Source organism: Pseudoalteromonas sp. G5_S1_14_S5, assembly GCF_054968605.1.
The window spans coordinates 40,131-58,591 of the sequence record NZ_JBQKUM010000030.1; the positions used below are offsets into that span (position 1 = coordinate 40,131).

At 45.0% G+C, this 18,461-nt stretch carries 16 protein-coding genes; 13 read left to right on the forward strand and 3 right to left on the reverse strand.

The window, feature by feature from the left end:
* Positions 1-85 precede the first annotated feature (85 nt).
* Both cysB and ACTRWI_RS11005 read left to right on the forward strand, forming a co-directional pair.
* Entirely contained in the window at positions 86-1,060 is a 975-nt protein-coding gene (gene cysB, locus ACTRWI_RS11000) for an HTH-type transcriptional regulator CysB (RefSeq protein ID WP_499131306.1), read from the forward strand.
* Between the two features lie 150 nt (positions 1,061-1,210).
* Positions 1,211-2,413: a methyltransferase gene (locus tag ACTRWI_RS11005; protein WP_499131308.1), complete on the forward strand. Its 1,203-nt coding sequence runs from the start codon at positions 1,211-1,213 to the stop codon at positions 2,411-2,413.
* A gap of 162 nt (positions 2,414-2,575) precedes the next feature.
* Here ACTRWI_RS11005 and ald read toward each other — a convergent pair whose 3' ends face one another.
* A complete protein-coding gene (gene ald, locus ACTRWI_RS11010; RefSeq protein WP_499131310.1) occupies positions 2,576-3,700 on the reverse strand; it encodes an alanine dehydrogenase in 1,125 nt (374 codons plus the stop codon).
* Between the two features lie 156 nt (positions 3,701-3,856).
* Between ald and lrp the strand changes: the two genes are divergently transcribed.
* The 6 genes from lrp to ACTRWI_RS11040 all read left to right on the forward strand — a co-directional run bounded on the left by lrp (position 3,857) and on the right by ACTRWI_RS11040 (position 11,756).
* The gene (gene lrp / locus ACTRWI_RS11015) at positions 3,857-4,351 is read left to right on the forward strand and encodes a leucine-responsive transcriptional regulator Lrp (protein WP_017057048.1); all 495 of its coding nucleotides are present in this window, start codon (positions 3,857-3,859) and stop codon (positions 4,349-4,351) included.
* A gap of 162 nt (positions 4,352-4,513) precedes the next feature.
* Positions 4,514-7,681, forward strand: coding sequence for a DNA translocase FtsK (locus ACTRWI_RS11020; RefSeq protein WP_499131313.1), 3,168 nt, complete (start codon positions 4,514-4,516; stop codon positions 7,679-7,681).
* Between the two features lie 83 nt (positions 7,682-7,764).
* Positions 7,765-8,361, forward strand: a complete 597-nt coding sequence (gene lolA / locus ACTRWI_RS11025) for an outer membrane lipoprotein periplasmic chaperone LolA (RefSeq protein WP_499131315.1) — start codon at positions 7,765-7,767, stop codon at positions 8,359-8,361.
* Between the two features lie 93 nt (positions 8,362-8,454).
* Positions 8,455-9,804: a replication-associated recombination protein A gene (locus ACTRWI_RS11030; RefSeq protein ID WP_499131316.1), complete on the forward strand. Its 1,350-nt coding sequence runs from the start codon at positions 8,455-8,457 to the stop codon at positions 9,802-9,804.
* A 142-nt stretch (positions 9,805-9,946) separates the two neighbouring features.
* Positions 9,947-11,254, forward strand: coding sequence for a serine--tRNA ligase (gene serS, locus ACTRWI_RS11035; protein ID WP_004741995.1), 1,308 nt, complete (start codon positions 9,947-9,949; stop codon positions 11,252-11,254).
* 235 nt (positions 11,255-11,489) lie between these two features.
* Complete coding sequence (locus ACTRWI_RS11040) at positions 11,490-11,756, forward strand: DksA/TraR family C4-type zinc finger protein (protein ID WP_004741997.1); 267 nt, start codon at positions 11,490-11,492, stop codon at positions 11,754-11,756.
* Positions 11,757-11,892: 136 nt separating this feature from the next.
* Here the strand turns inward: ACTRWI_RS11040 and bioA are convergent, their stop codons facing one another.
* Positions 11,893-13,170 carry an adenosylmethionine--8-amino-7-oxononanoate transaminase gene (bioA, locus tag ACTRWI_RS11045; protein ID WP_499131317.1) on the reverse strand — a complete coding sequence of 426 codons (1,278 nt, stop codon included), beginning with the start codon at positions 13,168-13,170 and terminating at the stop codon, positions 11,893-11,895.
* Positions 13,171-13,280: 110 nt separating this feature from the next.
* Between bioA and bioB the strand changes: the two genes are divergently transcribed.
* Genes bioB through bioD form a run of 4 tightly spaced genes read left to right on the forward strand, consistent with a single transcriptional unit; the run spans position 13,281 to position 17,027 of the window.
* The gene (gene bioB, locus ACTRWI_RS11050; protein WP_499131330.1) at positions 13,281-14,381 is read left to right on the forward strand and encodes a biotin synthase BioB; all 1,101 of its coding nucleotides are present in this window, start codon (positions 13,281-13,283) and stop codon (positions 14,379-14,381) included.
* Entirely contained in the window at positions 14,368-15,540 is a 1,173-nt protein-coding gene (gene bioF, locus ACTRWI_RS11055) for an 8-amino-7-oxononanoate synthase (RefSeq protein WP_499131319.1), read from the forward strand. Before bioB ends, bioF begins: the two co-directional genes overlap by 14 nt.
* 3 nt (positions 15,541-15,543) lie before the next feature.
* Entirely contained in the window at positions 15,544-16,347 is an 804-nt protein-coding gene (gene bioC, locus ACTRWI_RS11060) for a malonyl-ACP O-methyltransferase BioC (RefSeq protein WP_499131321.1), read from the forward strand.
* Positions 16,344-17,027: a dethiobiotin synthase gene (bioD, locus tag ACTRWI_RS11065; protein WP_499131323.1), complete on the forward strand. Its 684-nt coding sequence runs from the start codon at positions 16,344-16,346 to the stop codon at positions 17,025-17,027. Before bioC ends, bioD begins: the two co-directional genes overlap by 4 nt.
* Positions 17,028-17,110: 83 nt before the next feature.
* Here the strand turns inward: bioD and ACTRWI_RS11070 are convergent, their stop codons facing one another.
* Positions 17,111-17,278, reverse strand: a complete 168-nt coding sequence (locus ACTRWI_RS11070; RefSeq protein WP_186728084.1) for a hypothetical protein — start codon at positions 17,276-17,278, stop codon at positions 17,111-17,113.
* Positions 17,279-17,554: 276 nt separating this feature from the next.
* Here ACTRWI_RS11070 and htpX point away from each other — a divergent pair, with 276 nt between their 5' ends.
* Positions 17,555-18,418, forward strand: coding sequence for a protease HtpX (htpX, locus tag ACTRWI_RS11075; protein WP_499131325.1), 864 nt, complete (start codon positions 17,555-17,557; stop codon positions 18,416-18,418).
* The last annotated feature ends 43 nt before the right edge of the window (positions 18,419-18,461 follow it).

Genomic DNA, 18,461 nt, shown 5'->3' on the forward strand with positions numbered 1-18,461 from the left:
ACTAATAATTATATTACACGAGACTAGAATGCTCTCTTTGCAAATAAGTTAGCACAGAAATGAGTAAAGGATTACGGGGTTAGATATGAAGTTACAACAACTGAAGTACATTGTTGAGGTTGTAAACCATAACCTAAATGTTTCTGCGACAGCGGAGAGTTTATACACTTCTCAGCCAGGCATCAGTAAACAAGTTAGATTGCTGGAAGATGAGTTGGGTATCCAGATCTTTGAGCGAAGCGGCAAGCATCTGACTCAGGTTACTCAAGCTGGTGAGGATATCATTCGTATCTCTCAAGAGATTCTAGCTCGCGTTGAAAGCATTAAAGCCGTAGCAGGTGAGCATACTCATCCAGAGATGGGCACATTGAACATTTCGACGACTCATACTCAAGCACGTTATGCTCTGCCTGATGTTATTAAAGGTTTCACAGCACGTTACCCTAAAGTGTCGCTTCATATGCACCAAGGTACGCCAAGCCAAATGTCTGAGGCGGTAGCCAAAGGAACAGCAAACTTCGCGATCGCGACAGAAGCACTTCACCTTTACCAAGACGCGATCATGCTACCTTGTTATCACTGGAACCGTTCTATCGTGGTCACAAAAGATCACCCGCTAGCTCAAAAGCAGAGCATCACTATTGAGGATCTGGCGGTCTACTCTTTGGTCACTTACGTTTTCGGCTTTACAGGTCGTTCTGAACTGGATACCGCATTTAATAAAGTGGGCTTAACACCACGCGTGGTATTTACTGCAACGGATGCCGATGTAATCAAAACTTACGTTCGTATGGGCATTGGTGTTGGTGTGATTGCGAGTATGGCGATTGACCATGAACAAGATACCGATTTAGTTTCGATTGATGCGAGCCATCTATTTGGTGCGAGCACAACCAGCATTGGCTTTAGAAAAGGTACCTTCCTGCGTTCTTACATGTTTGATTTCATGGAGCGCTTTGCACCTCACTTAACTCGTCCAGTGGTAGAGCAAGCTATCTCTCTGAAATCAAATGAAGAAATCGAAGAGATGTTTAAAGATATCGAGCTGCCAGTTCGTTAATTCTATCTCGAAAAACTTGATTCTTAATTCGGCCTGTATTTACAGGCCGTTTTTCTTTTTGGCATTTACCGTTCACCTTTCGTTCTCTTTAACTCGATCCTTTTCATTTACGCCTGTTACCCCTACAATCCACGCACTATAGGGGGAAGCATGCATTCACGATTTAAAATACTCGACTCATTTTTGCTTGAGCACCAAGTTTATTGGCGTTCTGAGCCTTTTCACCTATGCCAAACACAGCAGCAGCCATGGCAAGAAGTTAACGCGCAACTTGTTGACTGGTTAAATAGTTTAACGACTGAAAATATTCAGACCTTGAAAGAACAGCCTGATCTGTTGATAACTGAACTCGGCCGTTTTCTGCCCCAGCTTAGTCAGGCTCATCAAAGCGCCCAATTTACCAATACAGCCCTCAAAGGCTTGCAGCTTCCTAAAGGGACTGAAAACGGTATACCAGGGAGAAAGTTGCAGCAAATCGTATCAATGGGCGAAGCGGCGCTTGAGCATCACCATGGTGAAGAGTGGTTGGAGTGGTGTTCCGGTAAAGGGTTCTTAGGGCGAATTTTGTCTCAGCAATCGAGCCAAAAGGTGACCAGTTTCGAATGGCAGCAATCGCTCTGTGAAAGTGGCCAAAAAATAGCGGATACACTGCATCTAGAAATGACCTTTGTGCAAGGTGACGCTTTTTCTGAGAGTGCTGACAAGGTGTTTAATCCAAATCAACATGCAGTCGCACTACATGCCTGTGGTGATCTTCATGTCGAGTTAGTTAAAAAGTCCGTGTCGCATGGGCTTCCTGCGGTGACTATATCTCCTTGTTGTTATCACCTTATTCGTGACGAAAACTACCAACCGATGTCATCAGTAGCAAAGGCCTCTGCTTTAACATTGAGCAAGAGTGATTTACGAATCCCACTGCAAGAAACCGTCACCGGTGGTGAGAGGGTTAAGCGTCATCGTCAATTGGAGATGAGTTATCGCCTAGGCTTCAGCCAGTTACTTAAGGCTGAAATGGGAATTAATGAATACATTCCTGTGCCGAGTATCAAAAAATCAGAGCTAGCTGAAGGGTTTGAGTCGTTCTGCCGTTGGGCTTGTGAAGTGAAGGAGTTGTCGTTTGGTTCTAATGTCGATTTTGACTCTTATCTAGTGCAAGGCGAAGCACTTTTCTGGGAGATGGAAAAGTTAAGTCTGGTTCAGCAGGTTTTCAGACGCCTATTAGAGATATGGCTAGCATTAGACCGAGCGATTTATTTAAAAGAGCAAGGCTATGAAACAACCATAGAAGAGTTTTGTGAACGTAGCGTCACACCCAGAAACCTGTTGATTCATGGTGTTAAGAGCGATCGATAAACGGTGCGGCTACTAGAAAGTGTGTATCTCACAGCTTTCGGACATGAGTGTTACATAGACAAAAAAGCCAGTTCGACATAAGCGGACTGGCTTTTTTCATGTGTATGATTCAACTGAGCGCCTCAACGAGAAAAATTTGATCCTCAGTGAGTCATGACATCATTAGTTGAACATCGCGATAGCTTTAGCTGGATCTACGTATTCTAGGTCAAAGCTCTCTGCAACTTCTTTACAAGTCACTTTACCGTGAATCACGTTAAGACCTTCTAGGAAGCCTTTGTCTGATAGAAGTGCTTCGCGGTAACCTTTGTTCGCTAGCTTAACAATGTAAGGAAGTGTTGCATTGTTTAGTGCGTAAGTTGAAGTGCGAGCAACAGCGCCAGGCATGTTTGCAACACAGTAGTGAACTACGTTATCAACGATGTAAGTTGGTTCTGCGTGAGTTGTCGCGTGAGAAGTTTCGAAACAACCACCTTGGTCGATTGCAACATCAACAACTGCTGAACCTGGTTTCATCTTAGCGATGTGCTCTTTTGTAACCAGTTTAGGCGCTGCTGCACCTGGAATCAGTACTGCACCAATCACTAGGTCAGCTTCTAGAACATGCTTCTCGATAGCGTCTTCAGTAGAATAAACTACTTTTGCGCGACCTTGGAACTCTTCGTCAAGGCGACGAAGCGTGTCTACGTTACGGTCCAGAATTGTTACATCAGCGCGAAGGCCAACAGCCATACGTGCTGCGTTAGCACCTACAACTCCGCCGCCAACAACAACAACTTTCGCAGGTTCAACACCTGGAACGCCGCCTAGAAGAAGACCACAACCACCGTTAGATTTCTCTAAAGTTTGCGCACCTGCTTGAATAGACATGCGACCAGCTACTTCAGACATTGGTGCTAATAGTGGCAAGCGACCCATATTATCTGTTACAGTCTCATAGGCTACGCAGACAGCTTTGCTCTTGATAAGCTCTTCAGTTTGTGGAAAATCTGGTGCAAGGTGTAAATAAGTAAATAATATTTGCCCTTCGCGAAGCATAGCTCGCTCGACAGCTTGAGGTTCTTTAACCTTTACAATCATCTCTGCTTTCGCGAAAACGTCAGCAGCAGTAGGAAGAATGGATGCGCCTACAGCGATGTAATCATCGTCTGAAAAACCGATACCAGTACCGGCATTGGTTTCAACAAAAACTTGGTGGCCGTGTGAGATTAGTTCTCTCACGCTAGCTGGGGTCATACCAACGCGGTATTCGTGGTTTTTGATTTCCTTAGGTACGCCAATGATCATCCTGACTCCTCATTTTATTTTGGTTGTTTTATCTATGTGTAGGGTAATTCTGTCGAATTAATATCTAGTATAGATATGTTTAGGTAAAATTTGATACTGAATATTAAAAAGTTGTAGTATATTTTTTTGCAAGGAAGTAATAAGGTGGAATAAAAAATGGCAGACAATTATAAGAAGCCGTCCAAGGAACTAGATCGTATTGACCGCAACATTCTTAATGAGTTGCAAAAAGACGGTCGTATCTCGAACGTTGAACTCTCAAAACGAGTAGGACTTTCTCCGACTCCGTGTCTTGAACGTGTTCGTCGTTTAGAACGTCAAGGTTACATTAATGGGTACACAGCGTTGCTGAACCCACAGTATCTTGATGCTTCACTTTTGGTGTTTGTTGAAATCACATTGAACCGAGGTGCGCCAGATGTGTTCGAACAATTCAACACCGCTGTGCAGAAACTGGATGACATCCAAGAGTGTCATTTAGTGTCGGGTGACTTTGACTATCTTCTAAAAACACGTGTATCTGATATGGGGGCTTACCGTAAGCTACTGGGTGATACGTTGCTTCGTCTACCGGGCGTAAACGACACTCGAACTTACGTGGTAATGGAAGAAGTGAAACAAACCAATCAACTTGTGATTAAAACTCGTTAGTTATAATTGGTGAAATGAAAGAAAGCGGACATTTGTTCCGCTTTCTTGCTTTCTGGAATTGGGTTTTTTGGTTTGATATGGTTAAATCAACAGTAGTTTCATTGAAATGGGCGGCCTGTGCCGCTCGCTATGTTTTATCCCGTTTAATTATTAAGTTGGTTTATGTTCAAGCAGAGCAGTAATAAAGTAGAAACAATCATTAAAACGAGTGAAGAGCCCCAGTCTTCTCGTTTGAATGGTGCTCAACGCCTTAAAGAGTGCAGCCTGATATTGGGTGTTCTTTTCTCTATTCTACTTGCCGTTGCGTTATTAACCTTTAGCCCTGCCGATCCTTCATGGTCGCAAACCGCGTGGGGTGGTGACATTCAAAACGCAGGTGGCTATCTAGGTGCATGGCTAGCAGATACCCTTTTCTTTGTGTTTGGCTCTCTGGCTTATCCACTGCCTATCTTAGTGACCGTCACCGCATGGGTCTTATTCCGCAAGCGTAATGAAGACGAACAGATCGACTTTATGTTGTGGGGTACCCGTTTACTTGGTTTGACGGTCCTTATTCTAACCAGCTGTGGTTTGGCTGACATTAACTTCGATGATATCTGGTACTTCTCATCAGGTGGCGTGGTTGGTGATGTGTTAACGAGCCTTGCACTGCCAACGCTGAATATTCTGGGTAGTACGCTTGTACTTCTTTTCCTTTGGGGCGCTGGCTTTACACTTTTAACCGGTATCTCTTGGTTGAGAATTGTGGAATGGCTAGGTGAAGGTGCGATTAAACTCTTTACTTCAGCTGTAAATAAAGCACGTGGTCAAGACCAAGAATTGCTTGAGCCAGAATTGAAAGAGTCGGCAGACCGAGATCTACAGCAAGAGAGCCGTCAGCAGCCAATCTACAATGAAGATGTCATTGAAGAGTCTAGTGCGGTACCGGAAGCGCTCGATCCTGCAATGAGCTTCTCAGCGACCAATGACCCCTCTGATACAGCTAATAGAGTATCTGGTGAAGGCGCAGCAGAAAAACGTCATTACAATATTCATGTGCCTGCAGAAGTACCGTCTAAGCAGCATGCTCCGGTTTCTCAAGAACCAGTTCCTCGCGTGACTCACCCCGTTATTGCCCCTCAACCAGAAAAACCAATTGCTGCCGTTCCTGTTTATCAAACGCCACAAGAGTCATTGGAAGAGGGCGTTGAGCGTTCTAAGCAGTTGAATGCGACGATAGAGCAGCTAGAAAGTGCTGCAATGTATGAAGATGATCTTGCAGAACAAGATCAGACAGATGCTCATGAATCTCAAGCTGCTTATCAACAATATATGCAGCAAGAACAGGAATCAGTTAGTCCTGCTGAGCCTATTGTGGAAGAGAGCACTGAAACAGCTCTTGATGAACAATATGCACAACCAGAGATTGAGAATGAAGCTCAAGCGTCTGCAGAATTTGATGCTGACGACGTTCAGCCTGAATCTTTGTATGCTTCACCAATGGGTGAAACAGAAACTGATACTCAAGATGATTTCTTAGTGCACAGTGCACCATTTGATGGGGCTGAAGAGCAAGGGTACGAGCAGCCTTCTGAATTTGATTCTGAAACAGCAGAGAGTGATATCGAAGAACAACGTGAATCATTCTCTTATCAACAAGAGCAAACAGCACAACCTGCCGTTACGGATGAAGAGCAGGCGATTGATCTTCCTTGGGAAGAAGTAACAGAAGGCGAAGAACTGAATCAGGATAAAGACGTTGCGGCCTTCCAGAATATTGTTTCTGAAGCTCAAGCGAATATGGCAGCCGCACAAAACCCATTCTTGGTTCAAAAAGAGCCTAACCTACCTAAGCCAACGTCACCGATGCCGACCCTAGAGCTACTCTATCACCCTGAGAAGCGTGACAACTTTATTGATCGTGATTCTCTGGAAGATATCGCTCGTCTGGTTGAGTCAAAGCTAGCGGACTACAAAATTAAAGCTGAGGTGGTGGATATTTTCCCTGGCCCAGTTATTACTCGATTCGAGCTTGATCTTGCACCGGGTGTAAAAGTGAGTCGAATCTCAAGTCTATCGATGGATTTAGCACGTTCATTGTCTGCGATGGCAGTTCGTGTTGTAGAAGTTATTCCTGGAAAACCATACGTAGGTTTAGAGCTGCCTAACATGAGCCGTCAAACTGTCTTCTTCTCTGATGTGGTGGGGAGCCAGCAGTTTATTGATGCTAAATCACCAACAACAGTTGTGATGGGGCAAGACATCGCGGGTGAAGCGGTTATTGCTGATATCGCCAAAATGCCTCACGTGCTGGTGGCCGGTACCACGGGGTCGGGTAAATCGGTGGGTGTGAACGTAATGATCTTGAGTATGCTATATAAAGCAACGCCTGAAGATCTGCGCTTCATTATGATTGACCCGAAAATGCTCGAGCTGTCTATTTATGAAGGTATCCCACACCTATTGTCAGAAGTGGTTACCGATATGAAAGACGCTTCTAACGCACTGCGCTGGTGTGTGGGCGAAATGGAGCGACGTTACAAGCTGATGTCAGCATTAGGCGTACGTAATATTAAAGGTTACAACGATAAGCTGAAAATGGCGGCAGAAGCTGGACACCCAATCCATGACCCATTGTGGCAAGCAGGCGACAGTATGGATCCTGAGCCTCCATTGCTTGAAAAACTACCTTATATCGTTGTGGTTGTCGATGAATTTGCCGACTTAATGATGGTGGTGGGTAAGAAAGTTGAAGAACTGATTGCTCGTTTAGCTCAGAAAGCACGTGCAGCAGGTATTCACTTGATTCTTGCAACGCAGCGCCCATCGGTTGATGTAATCACTGGTTTGATTAAAGCGAATATCCCAACTCGTGTTGCGTTCACCGTATCGACGAAAACAGACTCTCGTACTATCTTGGATCAAGGTGGTGCAGAATCGCTTCTAGGCATGGGTGACATGCTGTATCTACCACCGGGCTCAAGTCATACCATTCGTGTTCACGGGGCATTTGCATCAGATGATGATGTACATGCTGTCGTAAACGACTGGAAAGCGCGTGGTAAGCCAAACTACATCGATGAAATCACCAACGGTGAGCAGACCCCAGAAACTCTACTTCCGGGAGAGAAGATGGAAGGCGATGAAGACGTTGATCCATTGTTTGATCAGGTTGTTGAGCATGTGGTTCAGTCTCGTCGCGGTTCTGTGTCGGGTGTTCAGCGTAGATTTAAGATCGGTTATAACCGCGCAGCTCGTATTGTTGAGCAGTTAGAAGCTCAAGGCATTGTGAGCTCACCGGGGCACAATGGTAACCGAGAAGTATTAGCGCCAGCACCGCCGAAAGAGTAATCGCTTAATTGCGTAGATAGGAACTCAACCCTTAATCATCGGTCATAGTTTTATGACCGATTTACCTTGTAACAGGATTATCAATGAAAAAAGTATTCGCACTTTTATTTATGAGCTTCTCAGTGTTCGCTTCTCCGAAAGAAGAGCTGAGTAGCCGATTGGCATTGAACGCAGGGTTTAGCGCCGACTTTAAACAAGTGGTCACAAGCCCTGACGGTGAAGTTGTAATGGAAGGTGAAGGCACGGTTGAAATTGCACGTCCAAGCTTATTCCGTTGGGAAACCACTTTCCCAGATGAAAACCTATTGGTCTCTGATGGGCAGAGTTTGTGGTATTACAGCCCGTTCATTGAGCAAGTCAGTATTTATTGGCAAGAGCAAGCGACATCACAAACGCCTTTTGTACTACTGACTCGTAACCAAGAAAGCGATTGGGATAACTACAATGTGGCGCAATCGGGTAACCAATTTACGTTAACACCAACGGCAGTTGACTCTAATCAGGGTGACTTCCAGATTAATATCAATGAAAAAGGCATTGTTCAGGGCTTTAATGTGATTGAACAAGACGGTCAAAAAGGCGAGTTTACCTTCAACAATGTGAACCTGGGTAAACCAGCAGCAGACCGCTTTACTTTTGTAGCACCGGAAGGTGTCGAGGTCGACGACCAAAGAAATTGATCGAAACAAGCCGATCGTTTGGTAGTACGTCGATAGGGTTGATGGATATTGTTTCCATCAGCTCGATGCCATCAAATAATCAAGAGATTGCAATTGAGTAATTACAGCTTAGATTTTGCAGGGGACGAAGATTTTCGTCCCCTTGCTGCTCGTATGAGACCAGAAACTGTAGAACAGTATATTGGTCAGCAGCACATATTAGGTCCAGGTAAACCCCTTCGCAGAGCCCTGGAAGCGGGCCATATCCACTCGATGATTTTGTGGGGGCCTCCTGGCACAGGTAAAACCACGCTCGCAGAAGTAGCCGCCAATTATGCCAATGCAGAAGTGGAGCGTGTGTCTGCTGTGACATCTGGCGTGAAAGACATTCGTATCGCGATCGAAAAAGCGCGTGAAAACAAGCAAGCAGGGCGTAGAACCATCTTGTTCGTGGATGAGGTCCATCGTTTTAACAAAAGCCAGCAAGATGCTTTTCTGCCTCATATTGAGGACGGTACGGTTACCTTCATTGGTGCAACGACCGAAAACCCTTCCTTCGAGTTAAACAACGCTCTGCTATCTCGTGCGCGGGTATATAAGCTGACTTCTCTCAATACCGATGATATTGCGACGGTAATACGCCAAGCGATTGAAGATAAGCAGCGTGGTCTTGGTGACGTTCCTGCTCACTTTGTTGACAATGTTTTGGATAGTTTAGCTGAGTTAGTGAACGGTGATGCGCGTATGTCGCTCAACTACCTTGAGCTGCTGTACGACATGGCTGAAGACAACGACAAAGGCGAGAAGTCGATTACCTTACAGTTGCTTGCGGAAGTAGCAGGTGAGAAGGTGGCTCGCTTTGATAACAAGGGTGATATTTGGTACGACCTAATCTCTGCCGTTCATAAATCGATACGTGGTTCAAAACCTGATGCAGCGCTGTACTGGTCGGCTCGAATGATTGCGGCAGGCTGTGATCCGCTTTATATCGTTAGGCGCTTATTGGCGATAGCTTCTGAAGATATTGGTAACGCTGACCCTCGTGCAATGCAGGTTGCGATGTCTGCTTGGGATTGCTTTACACGTATTGGTCCGGCTGAAGGAGAACGCGCGATTGCACAGGCGGTTATTTATTTAGCGTGTGCACCAAAGAGTAATGCGGTTTATACAGCATGGAAGCAAGCGTTATCCGATGCTCATGACCTTCCTGAGTACGAAGTGCCTCATCATTTGCGAAATGCACCAACAACCTTGATGAAAGACATGGGCTATGGACAAGAATACCGTTATGCTCATGATGAACCAGGAGCCTACGCGGCGGGTGAAAAGTACTTGCCTCCTGAAATGGGAGAAAAGCAATACTATTTTCCAACAAAACGAGGCTTAGAGACCAAAATTGGCGAGAAGCTAGATTATCTGGCGGATTTGGACGCAAAAAGCCCACAAAAACGCTATGAAAAGTAGTCTTTTTTGGATATCGTTACCTAGTCATAAAATTTACATTAAATCGTTACAAATTGGTCGAAATGGCACCAGTTTTAGGGGTTTAGCAGTGATTCAGTAGCAAACTACTGAATATTCAAATAACTAAAGCATAGGATTAGCAATGCTGGATTCTAAATTACTTCGAGCTGAGCTGGATGAAACAGCGGCAAAATTAGCACGTCGAGGCTTCGCCCTTGATGTAGAGACAATTCGTGAACTTGAAGAAAAACGTAAGTCCCTTCAGATGAAAACTGAAGAGCTACAAGCGTTACGTAACTCTCGATCGAAGTCCATTGGTCAAGCGAAAGCAAAAGGCGACCATGAAGAAGCTGAGCGTATCCTTGCTGAAGTAGGCAACTTAGGCGCAGAACTAGACCAAGCTAAAGCAGCACTGGCTGAGCTTCAATCTGATCTAGAAACAATCACTATGTCTATTCCAAACCTGCCAGACGAGTCTGTGCCAGAAGGTAAAGACGAAGATGATAACGTTGAAGTTTCTCGTTGGGGTCAACCTAAGACTTACGACTTCGAAGTGAAAGATCACGTTGATCTTGGCGAAATGTCTGGCGGTCTTGATTTTGCTAGCGCAGTAAAAATCTCTGGTTCTCGTTTCATCGTGATGAAAGGCAAATTTGCACGTCTACACCGTGCGATTGCTCAGTTCATGTTGGACCTTCACACTGATGAGCACGGCTACACAGAAATGTACGTACCGTACCTAGTGAACCACGATAGCCTATACGGCACGGGCCAACTTCCTAAGTTTGGCGAAGACTTGTTCCACACAAGCCCGCTAACTGAGCAAGTTAGTGATGTTCCTCTTAAGACGCTATCACTTATCCCTACTGCGGAAGTACCGGTAACAAACATGGTTCGCGATACCATTACAGACGAAGCTGAACTGCCACTTAAGATGACAGCTCACACTCCATGTTTCCGTTCTGAAGCGGGTTCTTACGGTCGTGACACTCGTGGTCTTATCCGTATGCACCAATTCGACAAAGTTGAATTAGTACAAATTACTAAACCAGAAGACTCTATGGCTGCTCTTGAAGAGCTAACAGGTCACGCTGAGAAAGTACTTCAACTTCTAGAGCTTCCTTACCGTAAAGTGGTTCTATGTACTGGTGACATGGGCTTCGGCGCTGCGAAAACTTACGACTTAGAAGTATGGGTTCCAGCACAAGAGACTTACCGTGAAATCTCTTCTTGTTCAAACATGTGGGATTTCCAAGCTCGTCGTATGCAAGCTCGTTTCCGTCGTAAAGGCGAGAAGAAACCTGAACTTGTGCACACACTAAACGGTTCTGGTCTTGCTGTTGGTCGTACTATGGTTGCGATTCTTGAGAACAACCAAGAAGCAGATGGCCGTATTGCTATCCCAGCAGTACTTCAGCCATACATGGGCGGCGTAACGCACATCGGCTAATCGTTTTACGATTTAATGAGCTCATAAAATATTGAAAACCCAGCCGATTGGCTGGGTTTTTTATTACATTAATAATTGGTTGATGCATTCCTTAACTACTTTTATTTAATTACTATTACCAATGTGTAATAGTAATTTGTTATTTTTGGTTATTATTACTCAATTAATATCCGGCTATAATGTGCTCTTACCGCGGTAGGTAAAGATTTTCTCGTTTATGTATAGAGGAGGGCTTATGGCCGTAGGATGGGCTGGAGACGACAGTGTCAGCCAGCAAATACAAAATACCATCGATGATGAGATCTCTCGTGTAAGAGGAAACCTTCGAGGTGGTGAGAGTTTGCGTTATTGTGATGAGTGTGGCGACGAGATACCAGAAAAAAGACGACTCGCGATAAAAGGCGTTCGTTTGTGTATCGAATGTCAGTCATTATTAGAGCACGACGCACATCGACATTCATTGTTTAACCGTCGAGCAAGTAAAGATAGTCAATTACGTTAAACTGACCGATATCTTCAAAATAGATAAGGCCTTACTTTTATGTAAGGCCTTTTAGTTTTATTAAATTATTTATTACTGAAGATATACGGAAATAATCACCGCTCTTGTTCAGAGCAATAAACGCATTATTTAATGGCTACTTAAAGCAATGAGTATTTTGTAATGCAGTGTCGATAGCAGCGACCAATTTTTCGATATGTTGTGGTTCGCTAATAAACGGAGGCATCATATAAATTAACCTTCCGAACGGGCGAATCCAAACACCTTGCTCGACAAAGTGAGCCTGTATAGTTTCCATTTCGACTGGCGAGTGGGTCTCTACGACGCCAATAGCGCCTAACCAACGAACGTCTTTAACCAGTTCATGTTTGAGCAACGGTGGCAGTAGCTCTGAGAAGAGCTGTTCAATTTGTCGAGTTTGATTTTGCCAGTGGCCTTGCTCTATTAGGGATAAACTCGCGGCCCCAACGGCACAAGCTAATGGGTTACCCATAAAAGTTGGGCCGTGCATGAAGCAACCTGCTTCACCTCCACATACGGTGTCTGCGACTTCTTTGCTTGCTAGTGTTGCGGAAAGCGTCATGTAACCACCAGTCAGTGCTTTGCCGACACACAAAATATCTGGTTGAATATCCGCATACTCGCAGGCAAACAATTTACCTGTGCGGCCAAAGCCGGTCGCAATCTCATCCAAAATTAACAGCACGTTAAATTCGTCACAAAGCAAGCGAATTTGTTTTAAGAACTCAGGGTGGTAAATACGCATACCGCCAGCGCCTTGAACAATCGGCTCTAAGATCACGGCGGCGACTTCTTGATGATATGCGGATAGCTTTTCACGAAAACTATCAATGTCACTTGGGTTCCAGTCATCCCAAAAGCCAGTCTTCGGTGAGTCAGCGAAAATATGCTCAGGTAAAAAACCCTTATAGAGACTGTGCATTGAGTTATCGGGATCTGTCACTGACATCGCAGCGAACGTGTCACCATGATAACCATCTCTCAGCGTTAAGAATTTAGAGCGAGATTGTCCTTTCGCATGCCAAAACTGAAGTGCCATTTTTAGGCTCACTTCTACCGCAACTGAGCCCGAATCAGCCAAAAATACGTGTTCTAGATTGTCTGGTGCTAGCTTAAGAAGCTTCTTACATAAATCGATAGCGGGCTGGTGGGTGATGCCACCAAACATCACGTGTGAAACCTTTTCGATCTGGCTGTGAGCAGCTTCGTTTAAGAGCGGATGATTGTATCCGTGGATCGTTGACCACCAAGAGGACATGCCATCAATAATTCGATTTCCGCCTTCTAGTTCTAGGTAAACGCCGTCTGCATTGGTAACAGGATAGCAGGTCAGAGGTGTTAACGTTGATGTATAGGGATGCCAGATATGCTGGCGATCAAAGGCGAGATCCATAACGATTTCCGTTCTTGTTGTGGTTGAAATATAACCAGTTGTAAACTTTTGTTATTAACAATGTGTTGACAGTCTAAAGCTTGTCGGTAGACTAGCCAAGCATAAATGCAATCTCTATTGATGGAGATGCGACATCAAATAATAAAAAGGATCGACATGTGGAAGTTCGTCATGACTGGACAGTCGCTGAAGTAAAGGCACTGCTTGAAAAACCATTTATGGATTTAATGTTTGAAGCACAACTGGTTCACAGACAGCACCAAGATCACAACCACGTGCAGGTGAGTACGCTGTTATCGATCAAAACAGGTGCTTGTCCTGAAGATTGTAAATACTGCCCTCAAAGTGCTCACTATCGAACTGATGTCGATAAAGAGCGTTTGATGGAAGTTGAGCGTGTGTTGGATGCCGCACAAAAAGCGAAGAATGCTGGCTCAACACGTTTTTGTATGGGCGCAGCATGGAAGAACCCTAAAGCGCGCGATATGCCACACCTCACCGATATGATTAAAGGTGTGAAAGGTATGGGACTAGAAACCTGTATGACGCTTGGCATGCTAACGCCTGAGCAAGCAGGTGAGTTAGCAGATGCTGGATTGGATTACTATAACCACAACCTTGATACCTCACCTGAGTTTTATGGCAGCATTATCACCACCCGTACCTATCAAGATCGTCTAGACACGCTATCTCACGTTCGTGATGCAGGTATGAAGATCTGTTCGGGCGGTATTATTGGCATGGGCGAAAGCACTAGTGACCGTGCGGGCTTGCTGGTTGAACTGGCTAACCTTCCGGTACACCCAGAGAGTGTGCCAATCAACATGCTTGTTAAAGTGAAAGGCACGCCGATGGAAAACGTCGATGATGTTGAGTCTTTCGACTTTATTAAATTGATCGCGATCGCTCGCATCATGATGCCTAAGTCTGCGGTTCGTTTATCTGCAGGTCGCGAGAACATGAACGAACAGATGCAGGCGATGTGTTTCATGGCAGGTGCAAACTCTATTTTCTACGGTTGTAAGCTACTGACTACGCCAAACCCAGATGAAGATACAGATATGCAGCTGTTCAAGAAGTTGGGTATCAACAGCCAAGAAGTGGCTCAAAAGCCTGATGAAATTCAAGAAAATGAACTGTTAGATCAAGTGGTAGAGCGCGTTGCGGCTCGCCCTACGAAAGATGACATGTTCTACGATGCCACGGTTTAAATCACGCATTAAAGAAGCCCTTGTTCATCGCCGTGAGCAAGGGTTAACCCGTCAACTTAAGGTGCTTGAAAACAGTAATGGCCCGTTGCTTAGTAGTGATGGTTCACACTTCATAAACTTTTCGAGCAATGACTATTTGGGACTGGCGAACGATTCTGAATTGGTCGAAGCATGGCAAAACGGGTTGTCTCAGTATGGTGCTGGCAGTGCGGCGTCGCCATTAGTTACCGGTTTTAGCTCTGCTCATCGAAATCTAGAAGCTCAACTGTGTGAGTGGCTTGGCTTTGAGCGTGCCATTCTTTTCAGCTCTGGATTCAGCGCCAATCAAGCCTTGTTGTTCTCTCTGCTCGAGAAAGATGACGTATTGCTACAAGACAAGCTCAATCACGCCTCTTTGATAGAAGCGGGTGTGCTTTCTCCTGCCTCAATGAAACGCTTTAAGCACAACGATGTGCAGCATCTTGAGTCGTTACTAAGTCGTTCTCAGCAATCGTTAGTCGTGACGGAAGGCGTTTTCAGCATGGATGGTGACCACGCACCCCTCGAAGATATCGCTAGCCTGACCAATGAATACGACAGTTGGTTGGCGGTTGATGACGCTCATGGCATCGGTGTATTAGGCGATAGAGGGGCAGGTAGCTGCAATGCTGTGCAAATCACACCCGATATTTTGGTGGTGACCTTTGGTAAAGCATTTGGTCTTTCCGGAGCTGCAATTCTATGTTCATCAGAGGTGGGTGACTACTTAACCCAGTTTGCACGACATCATGTGTATTCGACGGCAATGCCACCCTCACAGGCTTTCGCTTTGTCCCATGCGTGTCAGATGATTCAAATCCAAGAGTGGCGCAGAGAAAAACTGGTTGAGCTAGGTGGTATCTATGCGGAGCAGATGAAAGGTATACAAGGCTTGGTTAATACCAAGACCCCTATTAAGCCATTTGTGATAGGGGGAACGCAGGTGGCATTATCGATAGCAGAAAAGTTAAAGCGTAATCAGATATGGGTGACGGCGATAAGACCGCCGACTGTTCCGGCTGGGACGGCTCGTTTGCGAATTACATTAACTGCCAATCACACTCAAAAGCAGGTTAACCAATTAAGCCGTTCATTGCTTCAAGCTATCGAATTGAGCTATGCATTAAAGGAAGAGGTTTAGCAAATGTCACAGGAAGCAGTAGTGCATGAATACCTAGGCCAAGATAAAAGTGCGATTGCCGAAGCGTTTGGTAAAGCGGCAACTACCTATGACAAACATGCTGAGTTTCAGCGTCATGTGGGCCACCGCTTACTGGATAAGCTACCAAGCGATCTTTCTGGTCTTAAGGTGCTCGACCTCGGCTGCGGAACGGGTTATTTCTCAGAACAGTTGTTGAGTCGCGGTGCTGAAGTGATTTGTGCCGATCTCTCTCTAGGAATGCTAAAGAAGGCTAAGCAGCGCTGTGGTTCTGCCGTCTCTTTATATCAACAAGCTGATGCCGAACAGTTGCCGTTTGCAAATGGAAGATTTGATATTGTTTTCTCGAGCTTGGCGTTGCAATGGTGTGACGATTTATCGTCGCCTTTAAGGGAAATGAAGCGTGTTACTGCGGCTAATGGACAAGTAATCTTCTCAACTTTGCTTGATGGATCACTGTTTGAGCTAGAAAAGTCATGGTCCAAAATTGATTCACATCAACACGTTAACCATTTTATTACAATCAATCAGGTAAAAATTGCGTTAGCGCAATCTAGCTGTACGGCTCATCAACTAGACTTGCCCACCATCACCGTTTGGTACGACACAGCGTTTGAACTGATGCGAGACCTGAAAGGCATTGGTGCTAATTATGTAAGTGGTCGCTCACAAGGTTTGACAAGTCGTCGCATGTTGCAGCTTGTTGAACGGGAATATCGAGAGTTTAAAAACCATCAAGGTTTCTTACCAGCAACATATCAAGTTTGTTTAGGGGTTATTCAATTATGATTGATGCAGTATTCATTGCAGGTACGGATACCGAAGTGGGAAAAACTGTGGTTTCAAAAGCGATTCTTCAAGCTTTGGCCGCACAAGATTTATCAACAATTGGTTATAAACCTGTTGCTGCAGGGTGTGAAAAGTACCCTGAAGGGTTACGTAATAGCGACGCGCTACATCTTCAAGAAGCAGCGACAAAAGAGATCGCTTATGAAGACGTTAATCCGTACGCATTACTACTACCTTCATCTCCTCACATTGCAGCTAAGCATGACGGTGTGGTGATTGAAGAAGAAGTGCTATCGGCTAAGCTCGCTGAACATAAGCAGAACTCTGACATCGTTTTAGTAGAGGGTGCAGGTGGATGGCGAGTACCCGTTTCAGATGATGAGTATCTGTCTAGCTGGGTTAAAAAAGAACAGCTTCCAGTGGTTATGACGGTAGGTATTAAGCTAGGCTGCTTGAGCCACGCTCTATTAACTGCAGAAGCGATTCGTGCTGACGGCTTAAACCTAGTAGGTTGGGTGGCTAACCGCATTAATCCAGGCACTGAGCACTACGCAGCTATTATTGCTATGCTTGAAGACAAGCTAGGTGCACCAAAGCTGGGTGAGATCCCCTATGTACCAAAAGCTAAGTCTAATAACATCGGTAAGTATATCGATGTTCAGCCATTGCTTGCACTGTAATTGGTGAATAAGGCACAGCATAAGAAAAGGGCTGCGATTGCAGCCCTTTTGCTATTTAAGCCTTTAAGGAGTCAAGCGAGGGATTAGTGCTCTTTCGTAAGCCCCATTAGTGCTTGCTGTGTCTCTGTGATGTTTGCTTGCGCAGCTTCTGGCGTAAGAATACCGATTTGTTTTTTCGCTTCTTCTTCAGTAATCCCTAGGTGACAGCACAGTAAATCGATAGCCATTTGAGTGTTAGTACCTTCAACCATGATCCTTTCCTTTTGTTACATGAACTAGCCAATACATTAATTAACTGACACTTTAAACGGATCACGATAGGTAGACCATACGACTTAGGTCTAATAGACGATTGCGAATTGCGCTACCCCCGTAATCAAATGTTTCAATTTAATGCTTAACCTTGTTTTCTTAATCTAAGACTATATGTATAAGTAAGTATAAGTCGTCAAGGTTGGAATCTATTGTTGTCTGCCTTGCCTATAACAATAAGTTTGATAAAAACAGCTTTCATGCGGAGATAAGTAATGAAGCGAGTAATGTTGTTCCTTGCAACCAACCTTGCGGTTGTATTGGTTCTAGGTGTTGTTCTTAATATTGTATACGCAGTCACAGGTATGCAACCAGGTAGCCTCTCAGGCTTGCTGGTGATGGCTGCGGTATTCGGTTTCGGCGGCTCATTCATTTCACTAATGATGTCAAAGAAAATGGCACTTCATTCTGTTGGCGGAATGGTTATTGAAAGCCCGCGCAACGAAACAGAACATTGGTTGATGGAGACGGTAAGCCGTCAATCTCAACAGGTTGGTATTGGTATGCCGACAGTGGCGATCTACGACTCGCCAGACATCAACGCATTTGCGACAGGCGCTAAGCGTGACGATTCATTGGTTGCGGTCTCAACTGGTTTGCTACACAACATGACGCGTGATGAAGCTGAAGCGGTACTTGCTCACGAAGTTAGTCACATCGCAAACGGCGACATGGTGACAATGACGCTGATGCAAGGTGTTGTGAACACGTTCGTTATTTTCCTATCTCGTTTCATTGCCAATATTGTGGCATCGAATGACAACGAGGAAGAGGGTGGTAGTAACACGATGGTGTACTTCGGTGTGTCTATGGTGCTGGAATTGGTATTCGGTTTCCTAGCGAGCTTCATCACCATGTGGTACAGCCGTCATCGTGAGTTCCATGCCGATGCAGGTGCTGCTCACTTGGTAGGTAAAGAGAAGATGATTTCTGCTCTAGAACGTCTCAAGATGAGCCACGAGCCACAACTAGAAGGTTCTATGATGGCATTTGGTATCAACGGTAAGCGTTCTCTAACAGAGCTTCTAATGAGCCACCCACCGCTAGATAAGCGTATTGCGTCTTTACGTAACATGTAATCTCTAACGCAATTAGAGAATACTAAAGGCTTCCTTCGGGAGT